Raw genomic sequence first — 22229 nt, 5'->3', positions numbered from 1 at the left:
ATGGCAGGCACCTGCATGCTCCCACCGTTGTTCGAGCGCCTCGCCGCCAGCGAGGTCGACACCGTGCAGGTGTTCGATCGCCAGGGGCTGCTCGACTCGGTGCACACGGAGTTGCTGCGCCTGTTCAACACCCGACGCGGCTCACGTCCGCTGACCTCCCCACCGAGCATTCTCGACTACGGCATCGCTGACTGGACGGCCTTGCAACAGCAGCGCAGCGATGACCGTCGTCAGTTGGCGCGGGAAGTGCGCGAGGCCATCAGCCATTTCGAACCGCGCCTGCAACTGGGCGAGGTCCAGGTCAATCCGGTCCCCGGCCATCCGCAGCAACTGAGCATTCGGCTGGTGGGCGAGTTACGCAGCGGCCAGCAGCACTGGCCCGTGGCCTTTGTCATCGAGAAGGCCAGCCATGGTCTTGAGGTGCGTCATGAGCGACTCGATTGACCCGCAACTGCTCGATTACTACCAACGCGAACTGACCTGGCTGCGCCACGCCGGGAGCATTTTTGCCGAGCGATATCCCAAGGTCGCCAGACGCCTGGAACTGTCCCCCGGTGAATGCCCCGACCCACATGTCGAACGACTGCTCGAAGGTTTCGCCCTGCTCGCCGCACGCTTGCAACGGCGGCTCGATGACGATTACGCCGAGTTCAGCGACGCCTTGCTCGAACAGCTTTACCCGTTGGCCATGCGGCCGCTGCCGTCCTGCGCGATCGTGCAGTTCGAGCCGGACCCGAGCAAGGGCAACCTGAACGATGGTTATCCATTGCCCCGCGACACACCGCTATTCGTCACCACCAGCAAAGGCGAGAGCATCCACTTTCGCACCAGCGCCGCGGTTCGATTGTGGCCGGTGGAAATCAACGAAGCGCTGCTGCTGGGCAGCGATGAAGCCCAGGCCCTGACCGGTGTGGAGCAAGCACGCTCGGCCTTGCGCCTGAGCCTGCGTTGCCTGGGTGAGAGCCAGTGGTCGACGCTGGCCATCAAACAATTGCGCGTGCACCTGGCCGCCTCACCGGTGATCAACGCCTGCCTGTATGACCTGCTCGGCGCCCACGCGGTGAAGGTGCTGGCCGGACCGGTCGGCAGCGTGCCGGTCATGCTGGCGGGGTTACCGCAAATCGTCGGTTTTGCCAGCGACGAAGTGCTGTTGCCGGACGAGGACGGCGTGCATCCGGGCATGCGCCTGCTCGCCGAGTACTTTGCGTTCCCGGACAAATTCAACTTCTTCGACATTCCATTGGCCGGCGCCTCCAGCGACAGCCAGACGCTGTACCTGTACATCGTGTTCGACCGCGCCCCGGCCAACCGCCTGCACCTTCAGGCCAGCGACTTCGCCCTGGGCTGCGCACCGGTGATCAACCTGTTTCCACGAACCTCGGAACCACTGCGCCCGGACGGCACCCGCAGCGAGTATCGCCTGGTCGCCGACAGTCACCGGGAAAACAGCGTCGAGATCCACAGCATCCGCGCCATGCGCGCCAGCTCAAGCCAGGGCGTGCAACGGGTGCCAGCGTATTACGGCAGTCAGCATATCGGCGGCGACAAACAATGCTATTGGCATACGCGACGGGTCAGCGGCATGACCCCGAATCGTCTGGGCACCGACCTGATGGTGAGTCTGGTGGACACCCGGCTCGACCCGCTGACCGAGGCCAGCGAATACAGCCTCACCGGGGAACTGCTGTGCACCAACCGGCATCTGGCCCAGAGCCTGCCGGCCGGCACCCCCCTGGGTTTCGAACGACCGGGGCCGGTGGCCTGGGCCCGTTTGCGTAACCCGCCGAGCCCGCAGAGTTTGCCGCGACTGGATGGCGAATCCCGTTGGCGGCTGGTGTCGCAACTGACCCTCAATCATTTGTCACTGGTCGAGGGGCCGCAAGCGCTGGATGCCCTCAAGGAAATCCTCCAGTTGCACAACCTGCGTGACGAGGCCAGCGCCTTGCGGCAAATCGACGGTTTGTTAAGCCTCGGCTGCGAACGGGTGATCGCCCATGTTGGTGAAGACGCGTGGCGCGGCTGGCGCAATGGGCTGGAGGTCCGGCTGCAACTCGACCCACAGCATTTCGTCGGCAGCAGCGCCGTGCTGTTCTCAGCGGTGCTGGCGCAGTTCTTTTCACTCTATGCCACGGCCAATCGCTTCGTGCGCACGGTTCTGGTCCAGTCAGACAAGGAGGTCAAGACATGGCAACCCCAAGCCGGCATGCCGCTGTCCCTCTGAGTCTGAGTCAGAAGCTGCGGCGCGATCCGCAGGCGTTCGAGTTGTTGCAGGCGTTGTTGCTGCTGGAACGCGAACACCCGCAAGCCGAATCCCTGGGCAGCGGCACCGCCCCTCAAGCAGAAGCCTTGCGCCTGCGCGGGCCGTTGACGCCGCTGTTTTCCGCCAGTGAAATCGAAAGTCTGACTCAGGAAGCTGACCAGCCACCGACGCTCACGACACCAGTGTTTGGCCTCGGCGGGCCGGACGGCCCCCTGCCCTACGCCTATCAGGAATGGCTGCAACAACGGGCCCGGGCCAAGGATCACGCTCCGGCCGAATTCCTCGACCTGTTCCAGCATCGCTTGCTCAGCCTGCTGTACAAGGTGATGCGCAAACACCGGATCGCCGTTGGCTTCACAGCCCCCGGCGCGTCGCCGGTGCAGGCGCAACTGCGAGCGCTGACCGGGCTGTTGCCCAAAGCCTTGCAGGAACGCCAGGCCGTACCCGACTCTGCGGTACTGGCGTGCAGCGCGCTATTTGCCGACGGTCGTCGTTCCCTGGCCGGTTTCGCCGCGATCGTGCGCGAGCACTTCGAACTGCCGGTAGAACTCAGCGCCTATGAAGGTGCCTGGCGGGAGATTCCGCCGGCCAGTCGCAGTCGCCTGCAACCGGGTGGGCGCAACCTGCAACTGGGTCGTAGCGCGGTGGCCGGCACTCGGGTCTGGGATGAACACGCCGGCATCCGCCTGACCCTCGGCCCGCTGACCTCGGCGCAGGCGGCGCGGTTTCTGCCGGACGGTGAAGCCCATCCGGCGCTGGCCAGTCTCAGCGCGCTGTATTTCGGCCCCGACCTGGATTGCACACTGGTGCTGTTGGTGCGCGGTGCGAGTCCGATGAAACTCGGTCGCCAGGCCCCGCCCCTGCTCAGTTGGAACGGCGGCCTGCAACGCCAGACCAGCCTTGCCGTGCAACGGATCGAAACCCGCCTTCGTCAGCTGGAGATCACCTGAACATGGAACTGGCCAGCCTGATCGGACGCCTCAACCCGGACAACCGCCGCGCCCTCGAACGGGCCGCGCAGCGCTGCCTGCAACGGGGTCATCATTACGTCGAAATCGAACACTTGCTGCTGGAGTTGCTGGACATCGAGGGCGGCGACTTCGCCTGGCTGCTGCCGCGCTTCGGGCTGGAGCGCGATGCTCTGACGGCGGAAATCAACAAGGCCCTGGAACTGTTCAAATCCGGCAGCACCCGCACCCCGGCGCTCTCGGCGCACACCATCGGCCTGCTTGAAGACGCGGTGGTTCAGGCCAGTGTGCTTGGCCTGGAGAGCATCCGCTCCGGTTTGCTGCTACTGGCCCTGCTCGACCGTGATGAACGTCGCAGCCTGCTGCTCAATAGCGCCTCGTCGCTGTTGAAAATTCCACGGGAAGCCTTGCGCAGTAATTTGCTGGAGTGGACCGAAAACTCGCGCGAACACGTTGGCGGCACGCGGCCGGTCAGTACCGGCCATCCGCAACCGAAACAGGATTCGGTGCTCGACCAGTTCACCCAGGACCTGACCGCCGATGCCCACGCCGGGCGCATCGACCCCATCGTCGGCCGCGACGGCGAGATTCGTCAGTGCATCGACATCCTGCTGCGCCGTCGGCAGAACAACCCGATCCTGGTCGGCGCACCGGGAGTGGGCAAAACGGCGGTGGTCGAAGGCCTGGCGTTGCGCATTGCCGCCGGGGATGTGCCGCCGTCGTTGCAGGAAGTCAGCCTGCGGGTACTCGACCTCGGTCTGTTGCAAGCTGGCGCCGGGGTCAAGGGCGAGTTCGAGCAGCGCCTCAAAGGCGTGATCGACGCGGTGCGCAGCGCCGACAAACCGATCATTCTGTTCATCGACGAAGCCCACACCCTGATTGGTGCTGGCGGCGCGGAAGGCGGCAGCGACGCGGCCAATCTGCTGAAACCGGCGCTGGCCCGTGGCGAGTTGCGCACCCTGGCCGCGACCACCTGGCTTGAGTACAAAAAATACTTCGAGAAAGACCCCGCCCTCGCCCGGCGATTTCAGTTGGTGCAAGTCGAGGAGCCGGACGAAATCACCGCTGTGGAAATGCTCCGTGGCGTGGCTGCGAAACTGGAACAGCATCACGGTGTGCAGGTGCTGGACGCGGCGATCCACGAAGCGGTGAAACTGTCCCACCGCTACATCTCCGGGCGCCAGTTACCGGACAAGGCCATCAGCGTGCTCGACACCGCGTGCGCCCGGGTCGCCCTCGGCCAGCACGACGTGCCGCCACCGCTGGAAAGCCTGCGCCATCGCCAGCAGAGCCTCAAGGATGAAGTCGAACGCCTGCGTCGCGAACAGGCCACCGGGCTCGATCACCGTGAACGCATTACCCTGTTGGAAACCGAATCCGTGGGTAACGTGCAGGCCATTCGCGAGCTGGAAATTCGCTGGAACGAAGAACGGATCGCCGTGCGCGAACTGCTGGAAACCCGTCGCGAATTACTCACCTTGAGCGAACGCGCCGACAACGATAAACCGGACGAAGCGACTGATAGCCGCATCGATCATCTGGCCGCCGAACTGGTGCGCCTGGAGGCCGGGCTGGACGCCATTCGCCAGGACGATCCGCTGGTGCCGGAGCAGGTCGACGGCAAAACCGTGGCTGCGGTGATCGCCGGCTGGACCGGCATCCCGGTGGGCAAGATGCTCGCCGACGAAGCCCATGCCGTGCGCACCCTCGGCCAGCGCATGGGCCTGCGCGTCATGGGCCAGAGCACCGCGCTGAACACCATCGCCCAACGCCTGCAAGCCTACCGCGCCGGCCTCACCGACCCGCAAAAACCGGTCGGCGTGTTCCTGCTGGTCGGCCCCACCGGCGTCGGCAAAACCGAAACCGCTTACGCCCTGGCCGACGCGCTGTATGGCGGCGAACGCAACCTGATCAGCATCAACCTTTCCGAATACCAGGAAGCCCACACCGTCAGCCAACTCAAAGGCGCCCCACCCGGCTACGTCGGCTACGGCAGCGGCGGTGTACTCACCGAAGCGGTGCGGCGCAAACCCTATTCGGTGGTGCTGCTCGACGAAATCGAAAAGGCCCATCCGGACGTGCTCGAAGCCTTCTACAACGTCTTCGACAAAGGCGTGATGGAAGACGGCACCGGGCTGGTGGTGGACTTCAAAAACACCGTAATGCTCGCCACCAGCAACGTCGGGGCTGAGTTGCTGCTCGACACACCGACCGCTCAACTGGGCACCGATGCCTTCAACGAAGTGCTGCATCACGTGCTGCTGAAAGCCTTTCGCCCGGCGTTTCTGGCGCGCATGACGGTGGTGGCGTATCGGCCACTGGATGAAGCGACGCTGGAAGGGATTGTGCTGGCGAAGCTGGAGAAATTGCGCGGCCGGTACAAGGCTGCGACCGGGAAACAGTTTGAGTTCGATGCCGGGATTGTGCAGGCGGTGTTGGCCAAGTGCAGTGCGGCGGGTGCGAGGGATGTCGAGAATGTGTTGATGACGCAGGTGACGGGGAAGTTGGCGGAGTGGGTGTTGGAGTAACTCCCGGACGACTGACTCTCTTGTGTAAACAGGAGCAAAGTGTAAACCCGAAGATGTCGCATAGCAGAGGAAGCAGTTGCCATGTGCTGTGCTGGTTATTTTTCGATGAAGGTAGTGCAGCCAATATGAGGTAAGTCATCATGCCGACCCGACTGATAATAGGCGCAGGCGTTTCCGCTGCAGTGTTCCTGAACACCTCATCCGATGGCTATAAAACTGTAGTTGTCGGTGAGGATGGACTATGGGCAAAACTCGTAGAACACCCCATGGGCCAGCCCGCCCACCTCCTGCACTTACCGGGTTCTCCACCACCGTCGTTCACGGTTGCCAATGGTGAAATGAGCCTGGACAACTTCCTCTCCTCAGGTGTTTTTCAGCAAGGCGTCAGTGAAATCGTCAAAGGTAGTCGCTACGGTCACAATCCTTCACGCAAGGTACGGCGGATATCCAAGTCACTCACCCAACCAGGAAATTACGTCGCCTGGTTTGATACCTCGCATGCCTTAATCGTTGAAAAAATAGTGATTGCCACCGGCATTGGCGCCCAACGTAAACCGCCCAAAATAACAGGAACACCTGCGCCCGGTGTTGAATACTCACAAGTTATCGAAGGTATCGAATTTCTTGAAGACGAGGAGCAACAAGTTCCCAATATTGACCGCGCTATCTACGGCGGTAGCGCCACCGCCGCCTGGGTGGTCGATATTGCCAGCAAACACTCGCCAAAGATGAACTGGCTTGCCCGCCCCGGCGGCTCCGAATTCACGGGAGCAGTACTGCCTGGGGCCAGGAATGCAAAGATCATCAAGCTTTGCGAAACTCACAACCTGCAGTTATTAAAAGAGGTTACCGAGGTCGAATATGTTGGTGAACGGTTGCATATACACGTCAAAGACGAAGATTTCTGTTATATCGCCGATCAGTTCATTTATTCATTAGGCGGGGACGACAACCCTACTGTTACGGATCATATCTATCAGGTAATGGACCCAGACATCAGGGATGACCTTTCTCCTATCCTCGACGCCAGCGGTGCATTAGGCACGCAATACAAAAGTGTATTGGCACTGGGCACCAGTGACAACGGAGTGATGATTGTCGGTGCTGCCACTTACAACTTCACCGCCATGACAGTCAATCCTACCTCAGGAAAACCGGTTCCCACTAAAAAGAAACCGGCACCCATGGCCCATTTACCCTGGAATGCTCAAGTTCCCGATGGTATCGCCGTGGTGGTGGCCAGTATTTCTGCCCTGAACCACTATATTCCCATCAAACAGCGTCTGACACTCAACTATCAGAACACCTATCAGGAATATGCCATTACTGAAAACAACACCAACATAAATCTGGCAGACGCCAACCAATTAGCCGTATTGTTCACCTTAATGTTTGACGAGTTATCGGCCAATCAGATCAACGATCTTGTGATTCGGACCATCATGGCCCGCAGCAGAAAAACCAAGGGTAGCACTGAGGTATTCGGCCTCAGCAAACGCGACTTCTACAACCTTATCAAGTCGAGAATTAGTTTCATATCAGACACTTCAATAGATGAACGCTGCTCATTGGCCGGACTTAAGCTTAGTTGATGCCGCCGCGCCAAGAATGGTTCGCTGCGAAGCTGATTCATTGACCACCTGAGGCTACTTGATGCCCCGCTCCGTCGATGCCACCACCAGCCTTTCCCTCACCGCCGCCTCGCTGTCGGCGCTTTACCCTGAATCCCTTTCCGGCGAAGAGGCCCTCAACCAGCTCGGCTCGCAAATTCTCAACGGCCTCAACGACGGCTCCTCGCTCACCCTGACCACCGCCGTCGCCACCCACATCACCGCCACCCTGCACAACGACGCCCTCACCCGCCCGCTGGACGCGCTGGTCGCCGAAATCCGACAACTCCCCGCCGACGCCACCGCCGAGCGCTATCAGCTTGTACTACGGCCATGGCTCTGGTGGCTGACCCTTGCCAGCAACAACCGCGTGTTCCAGAACCTCAGCACTTCAGACATCGTCACCACGATTTTCAAGGCCCACGCCTTCACCGACTTCAAGCTCTCACTCACCGGCAGTTACACCCCGCGCGAATACTGCGTGCAGTACGGCGAAACCGATTTCGCGTTCGTCTCGCGGTTGCTGGAGGAAGAAGGGATTTTCTGGTTTTTCACCCATGAGGACGGCAAGCACACGCTGGTGCTGGGTGACAGTAACGATGCGTTTGTGCCGATTCCCAATGGACCCAAGGTCAGCTATCTCGGCCAGCAACTGGGCGAACGTGAACTGCACGGCATTCGCTCCGGGCAGGTCTGCGTTCAGGCCGTGGCTGGTGTGTATCGGTCGACGGATTATGAGTTCACCACCCCGACCACATCGCTGTACGGCCAGGCCGAAGCGGTGGCCGGGCCGCGTTCGATGTATGAGCATCCGGGCGGCTACAACGCCAAGGCGCGCGGCGATGCATTGACCAAGCAGCGGGTCGACGGCTTGCGCAGTCAGGAGAAACGCTTTGTCGGTGAAAGCGACTGCCGCTGGCTGGTGCCGGGGCACTGGTTCACCCTCGCCGGGCACGATGATTCAACGTTGAACATCGATTGGGTGGTGACGGCGGTGACACATGACGCCAGTCACGACAGCTATCGCAATCGCTTCGAGGCAATCCCCAAGGCCACGCCGTACCGCCCGGAACGCATCACCCCCAAACCGCGCATGCACCCGCAAACGGCAATTGTCGTCGGCAAGTCGGGCGAAGAAATCTGGACCGACGAATACGGCCGGATCAAGTTGCAGTTCCCTTGGGACCGCGACGGCAAGAACGACGAAACCAGTTCCTGTTGGGTGCGAGTTGTACTGCCCTGGAGTGGCAAGGGCTTCGGCATGCAGTTCGTGCCGCGCATCGGCCAGGAAGTGATCGTGACCTTTATCGATGGCGATCCGGATCGACCGCTGGTAACCGGCTGCGTCTACAACGGTGACAACGCGCTGCCCTATGCGCTGCCGGCGAATCAGACCCAGTCGGGAATCAAGACCCAATCGTCCAAGGGCGGCGGCGGTTTCAACGAGTTGCGCTTCGAAGACAAGAAAGACGCCGAAGAGGTGTTTTTGCAGGCGCAGAAAGACCTGAAGATCAACGTGCTCAACGACACCACCGCCACGGTCGGCCACGATGAAACCCTGACCGTGCAGAACGCTCGCACGCGCACGGTGAAGGACGGCGACGAGACCGTGACCCTGGAGAAAGGCAAACGCAGCGTGACCATCCAGACCGGCAGCGACACGCTCGATGTGAAGGACAGCCGCACGGTGACCGTGGGCGCTGACCAGACCCACAGTACCGGCGGCAATTACACGCACAAGGTCACCGGCGATTACAGCCTGACGGTGGACGGCAACCTGACCATCAAAGTGACCGGCACCCTGACCCTGCAAAGCGGTGGCAGTTTCGCGATCAAGAGCGGCGCCGATCTGGCGGCCGAGGCCAGTACTTCGATCAGCCAGAAGGCCGGGACCTCTGTGAGCAACCAGGCTGGTACCTCATTGGAGAACAAGGCCGGCACGACGATGACCAACGATGCCGGGATCAGCCTGACCAACAAGGGCGCCGCTTCGCAGACCGTGGATGGTGGCGGCATGCTGACCATCAAGGGTGGTCTGGTGCAGGTCAACTGATGAGGAGACGCCATGGCCATCACGCCGCTGGATTTGCAGCAGAACGATAAACAGCTCAAAGGGCGCCTGCTCGATGGCCAGCTCGACGGTGCGCTGCACATCAAGGATGACGGGCGCGCGCAGGCTGATTTGCACTACAACCGGGGCGAGCTGCAAGGCACCACCCTGCTCTACCACCCCAATGGCAAGGTCTCGGCGCAGCTGCCATTTGTCCATGACAAGCTGCAGGGGGTTGCCAGTTTCTATGCCCCGGAAGGCAGTCTGCAGCGCAAGGCGACTTATCGCCGAGGGCTGTTGCATGGCGAGGCGTTCAATTACTTTCCCGATGGGCAACTGGCGGAGGTCGAGTTTTACCGCGACGGCGTGCGCGACGGGCGCTATCAACGCTTTCATCCGAACGGCAAGCCGGCCGTCGAGGCTCGATATCTCAACGGTCAATTGCTGGAACCGGAACAGGGCTTCGCCAGCGACGGACGACCATTGGACGCCGACGGCAAGCCGATCTCACGAATGCGCTGGTGGTTCAGGCGCTGGAGCGATCCTGCTCAAGCCTAAGTTCTGTAGCAGCTGCCGAGCAGCGCGAGGCTGCGTTCGGCTGCGAAGCAGTCGCAAGTCCGGCTGACTCAGTCTGCCTGATGTACCGCAGTCTCAGGTTTTACGACTGCTTCGCAGCCGAACGCAGCCTCGCAAGCTCGACAGCTGCTACGGCCGAACGCAGGCTTCGCCAGCTGCTACAGAGGTTGTGGCGATCAGGGAATCAGCATCTGCATTTGCCCCGGCATCACGATTTTGATCACTCCGGCCCAGTTGCACATCAAAGTGCTGTTGGCATCGATGGCCGGCATGCCGCCCAGCAGCAGGGTCGGCGCGCCGCCGGGGATCCATGGGGTGGCGGTGGCCGGGATGCACGGCATCGGCGTCAGCACGCCAAGTGCGGCGGCGGTGGCGGCCGCGACCATCGGGTTGGCCATGCTCATGCACGTGCCGAACGGCATGACGTTCACCAACGGAATGTGGTCCATGATGTTCGCCGCCGGCATGCCCCCGGTCATTGTGCGGTTCACTGGCAGCACGTTGAGTACCGCCGGCGCCGCGCCGAAACTGCATTGCAGGGTCGCGGTGGCGCAAACTTGCGGACAGCCCATGTTGAATCTCCTTCCTGGAAGCGACGCTCCCTGAACCATAGTCCGCCGCGCCTGTTCGCGCACATCAGGAACGCTGATTATCCGGCAACACGCTAACCTATAAGACCGTGCCGCGCTTGTGGCCACCCCGGCGCGCCATTAGATTAGCCAATGATGTCTGGCCTCCAAAATAAGCAGAAGGGATAAGCATGGCGCTTACTGACCAGTCCACCCGTATCCGCTCTGGCGAAGAACTCGATGCCAGCCTGATCGATCCATACCTCAAGGCGCACATTCCGGGTCTGAGTGGTTTGCCTGTGATCAGCCAGTTTCCGGGCGGTGCGTCGAACCTGACTTACCTGCTGGAATACCCCGAACAGGAATTCGTCCTGCGGCGGCCGCCATTCGGCCACAAAGCCAAGTCCGCCCACGACATGGGCCGTGAATTTCGCATCCTCAATCAACTGCGGGACGGTTTTCCCTATTGCCCCAAAGCCTACGTGCACTGCACTGACGAATCGGTGATCGGCGCCGAGTTCTATGTGATGGAACGGGTCAAGGGCATCATCCTGCGCTCCGAACTGCCACCGGAACTGGGTCTTGATTCAGCGAAGACCGAAACCCTGTGCAAGAGCTTCATCGACAAGTTCGTCGAATTGCACCGGGTCGACTACAAGGCTTATGGCCTGGGTGATCTCGGTAAACCCGAAGGTTATGTCGCGCGGCAAATCAAAGGCTGGAGCGAGCGCTACGAGAAGGCCCTGACCCCGGACGCGCCGAAGTGGGAAGCGGTAAAGGCCTGGCTCAACGACAAAATGCCAGCCGATCACCCGACGTCGAGCATCGTCCACAACGATTACCGCTTCGACAACGTGATCCTCGACCCGAACAACCCGATGCAGATCATCGGCGTGCTGGATTGGGAGCTGACCACCCTCGGTGACCCGCTGATGGACCTGGGCAACACCCTCGCCTACTGGATCGAAGCCGACGACCCGGCACCGGTGCAACTGATGCGCCGCCAGCCAAGCCACGCCCCCGGCATGCTCACCCGCCGCGAATTCGTCGATTACTACGCCGAGCGCTCAGGCATCCAGATCGACAATTTCGACTTCTACTACACCTACGGCCTGTTCCGTCTGGCCGGCATCGTGCAGCAGATCTACTACCGCTTCTTCCATGGTCAGACCCAGGACAAACGCTTCGCACAGTTCATTCACATGAACAAACTGCTGGAGCAGATGAGCTTGCAGGTCATTCAGAAATCCAGCCTCTGATCGGGCCCCATAACAAGGAAAAATCATGTCCAAGACTCAGTTGTTCGACCTCGACGGCAAGATCGCTTTCGTCTCAGGTGCCAGTCGCGGCATCGGTGAAGCCATCGCCAAACTGCTGGCGCAGCAAGGTGCCCACGTGATCGTTTCGAGCCGCAAGCTCGACGGCTGCCAGCACGTCGCCGACGCGATCATCGCCGCCGGCGGCAAGGCCACTGCCATTGCCTGCCACATCGGTGAGATGGAACAGATCACCCAGGTCTTCGCCGCCATCCGCGAACAATTCGGGCGTCTGGACATCCTGGTCAACAACGCCGCGACCAACCCGCAGTTCTGCAACGTGCTGGACACCGACCTCAGCGCCTTCCAGAAAACCGTCGACGTGAACATTCGCGGCTACTTCTTCATGTCGGTGGAAGCCGGCAAGCTGATGCGCGAACACGGCGGTGGCAGCATCATCAACGTCGCCTCGATCAACGGCATCTCGCCGGGGATATTCCAGGGCATCTACTCGGTGACCAAGGCAGCGGTGATCAACATGACCAAAGTGTTCGCCAAGGAATGCGCGCAGTTCGGCATTCGCTGCAACGCCTTGCTGCCGGGTTTGACCGACACCAAGTTTGCATCGGCGCTGGTGAAGAACGAGGCAATTTTGAACACCGCATTGCAGCAGATTCCACTCAAGCGCGTGGCGGATCCGAGTGAAATGGCCGGTGCGGTGTTGTACCTGGCGAGTGATGCTTCCAGCTATACGACCGGGGTTTCGCTGAATGTGGATGGCGGGTTCCTGTCCTGATTCGGTTTTGCGAATAAACCGAAGGCAGCCTCAGGGCTGCCTTTGGTGTTTGATCGGAGGGCTCGTGGAAGACTCTCGCCTGTTTCTGAGATGCATCGGGTGTCGGGTAATGGTTTGTATTCGAGGGACTGGACCCAGGAACGACTCTATTCCCCCTGCACAAACTCAACCGGCTTCCCAGTCAAATCCAGCGTAAGCATCCGGTGAAGACACCCACCCTGATGCAACATCTAGGGCAACGGGGTCCTCTGCGGCATTACCTCAAAACTTACTTCTGACCTATTCGAGTTGGTAATTCAACCAAATATGGTGCGTGCCATCGGTATCGACTTTGATCCCTCCTGATCCCGATATCCCTCTCAAATCACCTGTACCACTGCCTCCGACTATGCAGAAAAACTCATCTGCCCGATCAGTGCCGGTTGTGGAGGCAGAGTGGATGAAATTGAAGGCGCCTTCTTTTCCATTCACCGCACCTTTGAAGCTCTCAATAGCGATGTAACTGCCCGTCCTGGTCGTCTGATCGAACGCCGCAGTAAAAACTGTTGAGGAAACACCGTCGATAGCACCTGAGTAGCATTTCTCCATGGTGCAGATAGACACTGGTAAGGAGGTAGTAATCTCGGGGGTTGGGCTCAGGCCTGTTGGTTTGAAATTCTTAGTAGCAAAAGTGGCTAACGCTTCCATTCACATCCGTCCCTATCCAAATGAGTGAGGTTCTCATTCTAGTCCACAGCACAGCACGCACTGAGCCAAAAAACGCTCTACGGAGCTAAGCATATTTCCATCTATGTGGCAGCAACTTCGCAGAGCCATATCGGTTTTTGGGGGGAGCGTACTCATAAGCTCCCGGCCAACCGCGCTGCTGAATCTAAACTTCAATGACGTACACACCAGCGCCCCCAGCGTTGGGATCAGAACGAGATGTCGGCTGAATAGTTAGGCCAATCCATCACCAGTTCATAATCATCGGCAACCCAGGACGGAAATCGTGTGTCTGGCCACTTGCGCCATGATCGATTTCCAATACGACCAGATGCTCATCACCATGAACAATTTCAAATCCTTTCAGCTGATTTGCGCAGTTCGCAGGGGTAGAAAAAGCTTGGCTGTTGGGGGTGCTAACTCGCACAGATGTAATGTCGCGAAAGCCGTTGGGATGTTCAAACGGCTGCGCTCGCTCAATCGGAGCCTCATCTGGTCTCTTGGCAAACGAAAGAAAAAACCACATCGGTTCGGATACAGGCGCACGCCCCACGTCGACTTTCAGGGCAGCTGGTAAGTAAACAGGTCGATATTCCCAGACCGGAAATATTGGCTTCTCGCCTACGGTGGATGGTCTGAAGCAAATTCCAAAGGGCGCGGCGACTCCATCTGCGCACTTGAGTCGGTCAAAGAGTTGGGTTGGCGCCGTTAACTGACTTTGAGCTTCTGATTCATCGGTGAGATGTAAAAGCTCAATGAAAGAATTTCGGAAGAAGAACCTTCTATTGGCAGTGCCTTGGCCTGGGTGTACGTTTGGCGTCCCTTCAGCGAGCCCGAGGGCTTTCAGAGCGTCAGCGCCTCGCCCGTCATCACTCACACAAATAAAAATGTGATCTATTTCCATCGTTAATTCCCTTTAATCCTGTGATTTGATTGCCGAATTATTTGGCGGAAGGTCAGCAACTTCACTCGCCCGATGCGTAGGCAGCCGCGTGAGATCGAAGAGTTCCTACTTCATAAATGGAGCGAATCACATTCGGACTGGATTGGTGAGCGCTACGCCTCGAATAGGGCGATTCCAAGCGATGGGTGAGAGTAGGAATACTGTGGCAAGGAAAGCTACCTGGGACAGGTAAAACGGCTCCAGCCATTGTTGATTCAACGCGACGTATAAAGTGTTATGGGTCACGTCGACCAAAATAATCGCTAACGTAAGCACGATTCCGGCTCTTGGCTTGATGAACAGTAGCAATGCTGCGAGCGGGTCAAAAAACGTAAGCGCCCCCCAGAAAATACGGCTAGCCAAGTAAGCGCTAGGCCCGTATCCGTAGTCCCAGAGCAACCCATGCGAAACGTCTGCACGAATGTGATTAGCGGTTGCGATGAAAAGGCAGCATGCGAACAAAATTCTGACGGCGAATGACAATTTTGGCATAGCGTTATCTACATTCGTGATCTACGCCATGCATGATAGCGGGATCGACCAACGACGCTAGCCGTTGCAAGCCGAATAGGTGTGATCGCTGAATAACTTCGTGTCGGGATGGGCGGCTCTCGGCCAGCCAGTTACGCTCGCGCCCACTACAAAATCAGATATGGAAAGTCTACTCAGCAGCTGATTTGATGGCCGGTCATAGCGTCTGAGAAATGGCTTCAACTCGACCATCAGGAAGTCCCCCATGATACTCGTGGGGCAACGCTCAGCCTGACTACTTTAAGGAGATCAACATTTTGACGGACCGCATCGCAAGAGAGGAAAGCCTCCGCAGCTTCAGAAAGTATCTGCGTATCGACGCTGCCCTGTTTATAGCGAGCATGGTGGGAGCTTTTACCCTTAGCGGTTTTGCGCACCTGGAGAAATTTTATCTAACACTGGATGTGCCGATTGATCGGGTGAGCATCAGCGCGCAGCAGTTCGTGGCCTACGGAGCCGCCGGGTTTGGGTCCTTCCTTGCAGCTCTGGTGTTCGCAATGGCTCTGGTCGGAACAGTAACCCTTCTTTTGGTACTTTTTGAGAAACCAGGAAACGACACGGGCAAGCCCGTCATAGTGCCGAAATGGATGGCCAACATGCGCGACCGGGCTGTTGAAAATCGAGGCGCGTTTGTGGTTGTCGGCTCCATTTGCATACTCGCGTTTCTGCTGATGTCTGCTTGGTATCTCTTGGTGCGGGTGCCATCGAACGCAGGACGGGCGGCGGCGCTGGAACTCGCTTCAGAATGTATTGTTCGCCAAGTGGTTTACGCAAATCTCGACCAGTACGAGGGATGCCAGGTAGCAGAGTCTGGCGACATGCTCTACTTGCTTAAGCGACACCATGCTGACTCAATGGGCGTTGAGTTCCATACGCTTGAATTACCGAAATCAGGCCTGAAAAGTGTTACAGGGCAAGTGCAGAAACTCACGTATAAGCAATGACCTCTACATGCCTAGGTGGGTGGATTACGAAGAGTGGAATTGCATTCGCTATAAATGCGCTGCGTGGAGCCGCGATGGTGTCATCCCCACCGTAAGCGTCCGGCTAACGCACCTTACGTACGCCTAGCACTGCGCGCGTTTAGGTATCTGTAAGCACGAAACCCATAAAAATCAGGAGTTCGCATGAGCCATAGACGACCTAAACCACTCAATTACAGGGGTGATCAGTGAGTTGTTACGATGCCGAGTGCGCAGTAGGTAACCGTGGTCATCACGAATTACTGTAGGCCCTAACCGCACCAATAGGCCATCCTGGATCGCCTGATCCACAAGTGCACCCCAAGCGAGCGTGAGGCCTTTTCCCTGAATTGCAGCGTTCAAAAGCAATGGATAATTGTTAAAAGTGAAACTGGTTTTTTCATCAATTGAACCAAACCCAGCAAGGGCAGACCATCTCGCCCAATCCAACCACCTTGGATTGCGTTCATCCATATGAAGCAACGCCAGCGACTTCAAGTCGCTCTGTGTTACGTCAGTCCATAAACCGTGCTGCTGCGCAAAAGCCGGGCTGCATACTGGAAAGACCTTCTCCGGCGCGAGCATGATTTCGCTTTCCATTTTTGGATCACGTTGATCGAAGCTGATGGCCAAATCTACGTCATGCAAATTGGATGTGTCGTGCGAGTCCATAGGAAGAATTTGAAATCGTAAGCCAGGAAATTCGAGCTGGAGAAGATGCAGCCTAGGTAATAACCAAAGATGGGAAAAACCAAAATTCGCAGAAATGGTAATCAATGGTAGATGATTAGAAAGGCTTGCTTGGACTCTTTCCAACGCAGAGTCTAAGTTGGAAAGCAGGGGCGATAGGTCTTCGTAGAAGCGCTTTCCACTGGCCGTTGGCCGCAAGTGATTGCCCGAGCGATAGAGCAAGGCCCCTCCTACCGTCTCCTCAAGGCTTCTGATTTGCTGCGAGATAGCAGGCTGAGTGGTGCCTATTTCCCTGGCTGCTGCGGTCATAGACCCGAGTCTGACTGCGGCCTCAAAAGCCACCAGCGCCTTCATAGCAGGGAAAGTTTTTCTCTGGCCTTCCATAAGATTTATGCATGCCCCGTATAAGGTTTAAACGTGTATCTCATCCGCAGGGGACTGAGTAGTCTTGGCCTTGAACCGAAATCTAAAACAAAAAAGCTCGGTCATCCTCACACACAAATTTGTTCTCTGCCAAGACCTACTGACCCTAGTTGACCTAACTGGTACGCGGAGACAACTCATGCGCAAGGCCTTGTTTTACTTAGCTTTTTCTGGATTGGCATTCACCTCTTTAAGCACCTTCGCAGCAGGTGATTCCGAACAGTGCAAGTCTATTCGATTGGCCGATCTCGGCTGGGCGGACAATGCTGCCAACAATGGAGTGACGATGGCCCTGGCTGAGTCCTTAGGCTACGCCCCAAGCAAAACGCTGGTCGCAGTGCCTATTGCTCTCGGGTCGATCCAAGCGGACAAACTGGACGCGTTTCTCGATTATTGGTCGCCTTCTCTCGATCCCACCGTCATGCCATTGGTCAAAGAAGGCAAGCTGCTCAAGCAACAGCCCCCGAACATGACTGGCGCCAAGTACACATTGGCGGTGCCCACTTATCTAGCGGATCAGGGCCTGCATTCTTTCCAAGATCTTGCAAAATTTAAAGATCAGTTGGGTGGGAAAATCTATGGCATTGAGCCTGGAAGCGGTGGTAATTCATCCCTGAAGAAGATGATCGAAAAGAATCTTTATGGTTTGGGTAACTTCACCTTGGTCGAGTCCAGCGAAGCCGCAATGCGGTTGGAGGTCTCGCGCGCCATAGCACGCAAAAGGCCAATCGTGTTCTTGGGCTGGGCGCCTCATCCGATGAACCTAGAATTCAAAATGACCTACCTTTCAGGTGGAGACGAGGTATTTGGCCCCGATTATGGTGCAGCCACTGTGTACACCGTTACGGCGCCCGATTACGCCGCGCGTTGCCCCAATGCTGCGAAGCTGATCAGCAATATGCGCTTCGACACCGATATGGAAAGCGAAATCATGGTAGGTGTCCTAGACAAAAAAGACCCCGTCATGCTCGCGAAAGAATGGATCAAGAGGAATCCCGCATGGCTGGAAAAATGGCTCGGCGGCGTTACGACGTTTGATGGGAAAGATGCCATGAGCGCTTCCCGCGCCTACTTTGGCATCTGACGTTAACCATTAGAAAAATGCATGGCAGAGATGCTGATTTCCCGCGTTTTCATTACGCACACTTCTCTAAAGAATGGGTTCACCTCCACTCTCAGGATCTGCAAAAAATGCAAGTCACCGAATTGAAAATTCAACAGACTCCTCCCGCGCTCAAATTTTCCACCGGCAAGGATGAGTACGAGATTCCTGCGTTATGGCTCCGTGAAAAAACCCAGGATCCAGAGTCGACAGACGCTAATACGCAGCAGCGCCTGTTCGATTCCCACCTCATCGATCCAGACGTTCAATTGACAGAGGTTGAGCCCCTTTCACAAGGGCGGGTTCGAATTGCTTTCAGCGACGGTCATAGTGCCCACTACACAACAGACTATCTGCTGGCTGAAATTGTTGACGCCGATCACAGCCCAGCGCCCATTGCTTGGGATAGCAGTTTAGATCAGCGGTTGATTCGTCATGACTGGCGAGCGCTGGGCGATAGCAAAGCATTCGAAGCAGCGCTTATGGCCTACCTGCAATATGGCTACATCGTCCTTGCGAACGTCCCAAATACTCCTGAGCAGGTACTCGAAGTAGGTCGAAAATTTGGGTACATCAAGGAAACCAATTTTGGCACTTATTTCGAAGTTCGTTCAAAACCGAAGGCGAACGACTTAGCTTATAGCACCGTGGCCTTGGGCCCACATACCGATAATCCCTACCGAGACCCAGTGCCGGGCATTCAGCTCTTGCACTGCTTGGTCAACGAAACCTCCGGTGGGCTCTCGACGATGGTGGATAGCGTTAAGGTGGTGGATGCGCTTATGCAAGAAGACCTTGCAGGCTACATGCTCCTCAAAAACACTCCGGTTCGCTTTCGGTTCGTAGATAAAGGTGTAGAGCTGACCACCCGGCGTCCGATGATCAAGACCGATGAAACTGGGCAGACCCTTGGCGTGCACTACAGTCCACGTCTGGACAGCTTACCGCTGCTGAGGGCCGACGAAGTACGGGCATTCCATAAAGCACGTAAGCGTTTGGCCGAATTGTTCAATCATCCAGACTATGAGGTGAGGTTCCGGTTAGCCGCCGGAGAGCTGATGTTTTTCGACAACAGCCGAGTCCTTCATGGCCGCACAAGCTTCAACCCTTCCGAAGGGGCAAGGCATCTGCAAGGATGCTACATAGACTTAGACGGGCCGCGTGAGCGTTTGAGCGAAATTATCAAAGGATCCAAACAAACCGAAGAGGCCGCGTGATATGGAGCAGGTCGAGTTCATCCGCATGAAAGATGGAACGTCCGAGGAATACCATTTCCTTGAGCATCTGGAGAGTGAGTTCAACAAAGGGTTGGCTGATCGAATTCTGAATGCACTGCAAGGGTTGGCCACTACGCTAAGCGGTTACAAAATCAACCGTCTTGAGCATTCCTTACAAACGGCTGCTCGCGCTGAGGCAGACGGTGCAGATGAGGAGATGATCGTAGGCGCCTTGATCCATGACATCGGTGACGATCTCGCGCCGTATAACCACTCTCAGTACGCGGCATCGATTATACGACCTTATGTACGTGGCGAGGTTGCCTGGGTGCTGCATCATCATGGACTGTTCCAGAACTTCTACTATGCCCATTACTTTGGCGGGGACCGTAACGAGAGAGATCGCTACAGAGACCATCCATGCTTCCAGCTATGCGCAGATTTTTGCGAGCGTTGGGATCAGGCCTCTTTTGACCCAGCGTTCCCTACCCCAGATCTGGAGCACTTCGCACCAATGGTCAGGAAAATATTCTCTCGCAAGCCGTTTGATCCCGAAGTGATAGGTGCTGAGTACCCTCTTGGCTGACCGACTGGATATCGTCTATCCCGAGTCCGAAAGTACCTTAAGCTTTGGGCTCGGGAACTATGCATTTAGTTAATCTTTCGGGATAAGTTTTTTGCCCTTTCCGACAAGAGCGAAAGCGAGCTTGGATGGCTCTGTCGCTTTAACTCCATCCAACGGTCGAGAAAATTCAAGCTACGGCAAGCACGCCTTGCGTAGTTAAACGGACACCCACTTGTGCGGGAGCAACTCAGTAACCCCACTCGCCCGCTGCGTCGGCAGACGAGTTAGCACATCCTTCAAATACATATACGGATCATGCCCGTTCATACGCGCTGACTGAATCAAACTCATGATCGCCGCCGCTCGTTTGCCGCTGCGCAGCGACCCAGCAAACAACCAGTTGGAGCGCCCAAGTGCCCACGGCCTGATCTGGTTTTCGACTTGGTTGTTGTCAATGGGCACAGCCCCGTCGTCTAGGTAGCGCGTGAGCGCCACCCAGCGTTTCAGGCTGTAATCCAGGGCTTTGGCCGTGGCTGATCCGTTGGGCACCAGGTCGCGCTGGGCCAACATCCAGTCATGCAGTGTTTTGATGATCGGTACCGCCTTTTCCTGGCGTATTCGCCAACGATCCTCATCGCACATGTCCCGAGCTTGGCGTTCAACTTCGTACAAGCCGCCAATCGAGTACAGCGCTTGTTCAGCCAGCTGGCTTTTGTTCGCCACGTGCAGATCGAAAAACTTGCGACGGGCGTGGGCCATGCAGCCAATTTCTGTAATGCCTTTCTCGAAACCGGCTTTGTAGCCAGCGAAATCGTCGCATACAAGCTTGCCGTTCCACCGCCCAAGGAAGTTGCGCGCATGCTCGCCTGCGCGACTGGGACTGAAGTCATAAACCACAGCTTTGAGCGCCGAAAACGGCGTGGTGCAGTAGGCCCAGACGTAAGCGCGATGAGTTTTCTTCTCGCTTGGCGCAAGCATCTGAACCGGAGTCTCATCGGCGTGGATCACGCCCTGGGCCAACACTTGTTCACGTAGCGCATCGACCAGAGGCTGAAGTTGCACACCGGTCTGTCCGACCCATTGCGCCAGTGTCGAGCGGGCAATCGCCAGCCCGGCCCGACCAAAAATATTCTCCTGCCGGTACAGCGGCAAATGGTCGGCGAACTTCGCCACCATCACATGGGCCAGCAGGCCTGCGGTCGGGATCCCCTTGTCGATGACTTGGGCCGGTACAGGCGCCTGGATCAGTGTTTCGCACTTGCGGCACGTCCATTTTCCACGCACATGCTGCTCAACGGTGAACACGCCCGGGGTGTAATCGAGCTTCTCGCTGACGTCTTCGCCAATGCGCTGAAGTTGGCAGCCGCAGACGCACTGAGTGTTTTCTGGCTCGTGACGGATCACTGTACGTGGGAACTGCGGCGGCAGCGGCGCACGCTTGGGGGTCTGACGTAGCTCACCCGGTGCAGGTGGCGGATTGACCGCCTTCAGCTCGGCCTCGATGGCCGCGATATCAGTGTCGAGCAGATCGTCGAGCAAGCTACCTTGGTCAGGGCTTAGCTGTTCGCTGCGCTTGGCGAACTTGTGTCGCTTGAGGATGGCGATCTCAAGAGCTAGTTGCTCGTTGACCGTTTCAAGACGGTGGATTTTCTGGCCCATCGAGTCAACCTGAGACAGCAACTGCAAGGCCTGTTCAGCCAAGGCACGTAGCTGTTCCGGTGTCATTTGATCGAGATTGGGCGAGGAAGTCATGCCGCTGATTGTGCCAGAGCCGGAAGTCAGCAGCGATAAACCGATGGGCTAATGGCAGGCGTTATAACACTGTGATCAAGCCGCCAGCACCGACCCGTTGCCATGGCAAGCCCAGTACCAAAGCCTGAAGTTGCTCGTTATCGAGTTCGACCTCCGATCCGTGCCGAATGCCGGGCCAGTGAAACCTGCCTTGATTCAATCGTCGCGCCGCCAGCCAGATACCCACGCCGTCATGCACCAGAACTTTCATCCGATTGGCGCGGCGATTGGCGAACAGATAAGCGCAGTGCGGCTTTGCCGCACCGAACACGGCAATGACCCGGGCTAACGCCGTTTCGGTGCCGGCTCGCATGTCCATCGGTTCGGTGGCGAGCCAGATCGCATCGATTCGAATCACCGCAACAGGTCTCGCAGAAAGGAGGCACAGTCGGCTGCGCTTTCGGTCGGCCAGTTCACTTTGACGGTGCCACGCGCGTGCTGGATTTCAACGCAGATGCTCGATGACGCAGCCTGGGAATGCCCTCCGGCGAACTGCAAAGGTAGCGGAATGAAAGCAGGTTGCAGCTCCGTGACTTCGTTCGTTTGTACCCGAATCCATTTATGGACGAGGTTCGCGTTAAGGCTGTGGTGTTGCGCGACGTGGGCAATCGAGGCGCCGGGCTGAGCGCACTCTTGGACTACCTGGGCCTTGAATGATTTGGAATAGGATCGGCGTTGTGGCTGCAT

20 protein-coding genes are annotated in these 22229 nt (G+C 57.6%); 13 read left to right on the top strand and 7 right to left on the bottom strand.

The annotated features are described in order from the left end of the window. The 7 genes from tssE to AC07VO_RS24345 all read left to right on the top strand — a co-directional run bounded on the left by tssE (window position 1) and on the right by AC07VO_RS24345 (window position 9974). Complete coding sequence (gene tssE, locus AC07VO_RS24375; RefSeq protein WP_086946043.1) at window positions 1-444, top strand: type VI secretion system baseplate subunit TssE; 444 nt, start codon at window positions 1-3, stop codon at window positions 442-444. Beyond that, window positions 428-2221 (top strand): type VI secretion system baseplate subunit TssF, encoded by a 1794-nt coding sequence (gene tssF / locus AC07VO_RS24370; protein WP_086946042.1) that lies wholly within the window; start codon window positions 428-430, stop codon window positions 2219-2221. Before tssE ends, tssF begins: the two co-directional genes overlap by 17 nt. Further along, complete coding sequence (tssG, locus tag AC07VO_RS24365; protein ID WP_086946041.1) at window positions 2185-3210, top strand: type VI secretion system baseplate subunit TssG; 1026 nt, start codon at window positions 2185-2187, stop codon at window positions 3208-3210. The genes tssF and tssG overlap by 37 nt, the downstream gene beginning before the upstream one ends. Before the next feature lie 2 nt (window positions 3211-3212). Then, a complete protein-coding gene (tssH, locus tag AC07VO_RS24360; RefSeq protein ID WP_086946040.1) occupies window positions 3213-5756 on the top strand; it encodes a type VI secretion system ATPase TssH in 2544 nt (847 codons plus the stop codon). 140 nt (window positions 5757-5896) lie between these two features. Continuing rightward, window positions 5897-7348: a hypothetical protein gene (locus tag AC07VO_RS24355; RefSeq protein WP_064618264.1), complete on the top strand. Its 1452-nt coding sequence runs from the start codon at window positions 5897-5899 to the stop codon at window positions 7346-7348. A gap of 61 nt (window positions 7349-7409) precedes the next feature. Next, complete coding sequence (locus AC07VO_RS24350) at window positions 7410-9419, top strand: type VI secretion system Vgr family protein (RefSeq protein ID WP_086946038.1); 2010 nt, start codon at window positions 7410-7412, stop codon at window positions 9417-9419. Between the two features lie 12 nt (window positions 9420-9431). After that, window positions 9432-9974, top strand: a complete 543-nt coding sequence (locus AC07VO_RS24345; protein WP_086946037.1) for a toxin-antitoxin system YwqK family antitoxin — start codon at window positions 9432-9434, stop codon at window positions 9972-9974. A gap of 194 nt (window positions 9975-10168) precedes the next feature. Here the strand turns inward: AC07VO_RS24345 and AC07VO_RS24340 are convergent, their stop codons facing one another. Beyond that, window positions 10169-10564: a DUF4280 domain-containing protein gene (locus AC07VO_RS24340; protein ID WP_018929674.1), complete on the bottom strand. Its 396-nt coding sequence runs from the start codon at window positions 10562-10564 to the stop codon at window positions 10169-10171. 188 nt (window positions 10565-10752) lie between these two features. Here AC07VO_RS24340 and AC07VO_RS24335 point away from each other — a divergent pair, with 188 nt between their 5' ends. Together AC07VO_RS24335 and AC07VO_RS24330 are read left to right on the top strand one after the other, a co-directional pair. Next, the gene (locus AC07VO_RS24335) at window positions 10753-11820 is read left to right on the top strand and encodes a phosphotransferase family protein (protein WP_086946036.1); all 1068 of its coding nucleotides are present in this window, start codon (window positions 10753-10755) and stop codon (window positions 11818-11820) included. Between the two features lie 25 nt (window positions 11821-11845). After that, window positions 11846-12613 (top strand): SDR family oxidoreductase, encoded by a 768-nt coding sequence (locus AC07VO_RS24330; protein WP_018929676.1) that lies wholly within the window; start codon window positions 11846-11848, stop codon window positions 12611-12613. A gap of 279 nt (window positions 12614-12892) precedes the next feature. On the opposite strand, the gene AC07VO_RS24325 is transcribed toward AC07VO_RS24330, so the two are convergent. Both AC07VO_RS24325 and AC07VO_RS24320 read right to left on the bottom strand, forming a co-directional pair. Next, window positions 12893-13300 carry a DUF3224 domain-containing protein gene (locus AC07VO_RS24325; RefSeq protein ID WP_086946035.1) on the bottom strand — a complete coding sequence of 136 codons (408 nt, stop codon included), beginning with the start codon at window positions 13298-13300 and terminating at the stop codon, window positions 12893-12895. Between the two features lie 265 nt (window positions 13301-13565). Continuing rightward, window positions 13566-14222, bottom strand: a complete 657-nt coding sequence (locus tag AC07VO_RS24320; RefSeq protein WP_086946034.1) for a VOC family protein — start codon at window positions 14220-14222, stop codon at window positions 13566-13568. A gap of 827 nt (window positions 14223-15049) precedes the next feature. Here AC07VO_RS24320 and AC07VO_RS24315 point away from each other — a divergent pair. Then, window positions 15050-15736: a hypothetical protein gene (locus AC07VO_RS24315; RefSeq protein WP_086946032.1), complete on the top strand. Its 687-nt coding sequence runs from the start codon at window positions 15050-15052 to the stop codon at window positions 15734-15736. Window positions 15737-15907: 171 nt separating this feature from the next. Here the strand turns inward: AC07VO_RS24315 and AC07VO_RS24310 are convergent, their stop codons facing one another. Next, window positions 15908-16828 carry a LysR family transcriptional regulator gene (locus AC07VO_RS24310; protein ID WP_086946431.1) on the bottom strand — a complete coding sequence of 307 codons (921 nt, stop codon included), beginning with the start codon at window positions 16826-16828 and terminating at the stop codon, window positions 15908-15910. A 178-nt stretch (window positions 16829-17006) separates the two neighbouring features. Here AC07VO_RS24310 and choX point away from each other — a divergent pair, with 178 nt between their 5' ends. The 3 genes from choX (at window position 17007) to AC07VO_RS24295 (ending at window position 19772) form a co-directional block, all read left to right on the top strand. After that, a complete protein-coding gene (gene choX / locus AC07VO_RS24305; protein ID WP_086946432.1) occupies window positions 17007-17951 on the top strand; it encodes a choline ABC transporter substrate-binding protein in 945 nt (314 codons plus the stop codon). Between the two features lie 107 nt (window positions 17952-18058). Further along, window positions 18059-19186: a TauD/TfdA family dioxygenase gene (locus tag AC07VO_RS24300; RefSeq protein WP_245846328.1), complete on the top strand. Its 1128-nt coding sequence runs from the start codon at window positions 18059-18061 to the stop codon at window positions 19184-19186. A gap of 1 nt (window position 19187) precedes the next feature. Further along, window positions 19188-19772, top strand: a complete 585-nt coding sequence (locus AC07VO_RS24295) for an HD domain-containing protein (RefSeq protein ID WP_086946248.1) — start codon at window positions 19188-19190, stop codon at window positions 19770-19772. Window positions 19773-19967: 195 nt separating this feature from the next. Here AC07VO_RS24295 and tnpC read toward each other — a convergent pair whose 3' ends face one another. The 3 genes from tnpC to tnpA form a co-directional block, all read right to left on the bottom strand. Next, a complete protein-coding gene (gene tnpC, locus AC07VO_RS24290) occupies window positions 19968-21503 on the bottom strand; it encodes an IS66 family transposase (RefSeq protein ID WP_086946247.1) in 1536 nt (511 codons plus the stop codon). Window positions 21504-21564: 61 nt separating this feature from the next. Further along, window positions 21565-21900, bottom strand: coding sequence for an IS66 family insertion sequence element accessory protein TnpB (tnpB, locus tag AC07VO_RS24285; RefSeq protein WP_140393644.1), 336 nt, complete (start codon window positions 21898-21900; stop codon window positions 21565-21567). After that, complete coding sequence (gene tnpA, locus AC07VO_RS24280) at window positions 21897-22229, bottom strand: IS66-like element accessory protein TnpA (protein WP_086944210.1); 333 nt, start codon at window positions 22227-22229, stop codon at window positions 21897-21899. The genes tnpB and tnpA overlap by 4 nt, the downstream gene beginning before the upstream one ends.

The organism is Pseudomonas sp. GW821-FHT03E01, from assembly GCF_059420765.1.
This window is presented reverse-complemented; position numbering and strand designations above follow the sequence as displayed.

Bases quoted from the DNA above. Each gene is read 5' to 3' on its own strand.
- tssE (WP_086946043.1), top strand. From the start codon at position 1: ATGGCAGGCACCTGCATGCTCCCACCGTTGTTCGAGCGCCTCGCCGCC.
- tssF (WP_086946042.1), top strand. From the start codon at position 428: ATGAGCGACTCGATTGACCCGCAACTGCTCGATTACTACCAACGCGAA.
- tssG (WP_086946041.1), top strand. From the start codon at position 2,185: ATGGCAACCCCAAGCCGGCATGCCGCTGTCCCTCTGAGTCTGAGTCAG.
- tssH (WP_086946040.1), top strand. From the start codon at position 3,213: ATGGAACTGGCCAGCCTGATCGGACGCCTCAACCCGGACAACCGCCGC.
- AC07VO_RS24355 (WP_064618264.1), top strand. From the start codon at position 5,897: ATGCCGACCCGACTGATAATAGGCGCAGGCGTTTCCGCTGCAGTGTTC.
- AC07VO_RS24350 (WP_086946038.1), top strand. From the start codon at position 7,410: ATGCCCCGCTCCGTCGATGCCACCACCAGCCTTTCCCTCACCGCCGCC.
- AC07VO_RS24345 (WP_086946037.1), top strand. From the start codon at position 9,432: ATGGCCATCACGCCGCTGGATTTGCAGCAGAACGATAAACAGCTCAAA.
- AC07VO_RS24340 (WP_018929674.1), bottom strand. From the start codon at position 10,564: ATGGGCTGTCCGCAAGTTTGCGCCACCGCGACCCTGCAATGCAGTTTC.
- AC07VO_RS24335 (WP_086946036.1), top strand. From the start codon at position 10,753: ATGGCGCTTACTGACCAGTCCACCCGTATCCGCTCTGGCGAAGAACTC.
- AC07VO_RS24330 (WP_018929676.1), top strand. From the start codon at position 11,846: ATGTCCAAGACTCAGTTGTTCGACCTCGACGGCAAGATCGCTTTCGTC.
- AC07VO_RS24325 (WP_086946035.1), bottom strand. From the start codon at position 13,300: ATGGAAGCGTTAGCCACTTTTGCTACTAAGAATTTCAAACCAACAGGC.
- AC07VO_RS24320 (WP_086946034.1), bottom strand. From the start codon at position 14,222: ATGGAAATAGATCACATTTTTATTTGTGTGAGTGATGACGGGCGAGGC.
- AC07VO_RS24310 (WP_086946431.1), bottom strand. From the start codon at position 16,828: ATGGAAGGCCAGAGAAAAACTTTCCCTGCTATGAAGGCGCTGGTGGCT.
- choX (WP_086946432.1), top strand. From the start codon at position 17,007: ATGCGCAAGGCCTTGTTTTACTTAGCTTTTTCTGGATTGGCATTCACC.
- AC07VO_RS24300 (WP_245846328.1), top strand. From the start codon at position 18,059: ATGCAAGTCACCGAATTGAAAATTCAACAGACTCCTCCCGCGCTCAAA.
- AC07VO_RS24295 (WP_086946248.1), top strand. From the start codon at position 19,188: ATGGAGCAGGTCGAGTTCATCCGCATGAAAGATGGAACGTCCGAGGAA.
- tnpC (WP_086946247.1), bottom strand. From the start codon at position 21,503: ATGACTTCCTCGCCCAATCTCGATCAAATGACACCGGAACAGCTACGT.
- tnpA (WP_086944210.1), bottom strand. From the start codon at position 22,229: ATGCAGCCACAACGCCGATCCTATTCCAAATCATTCAAGGCCCAGGTA.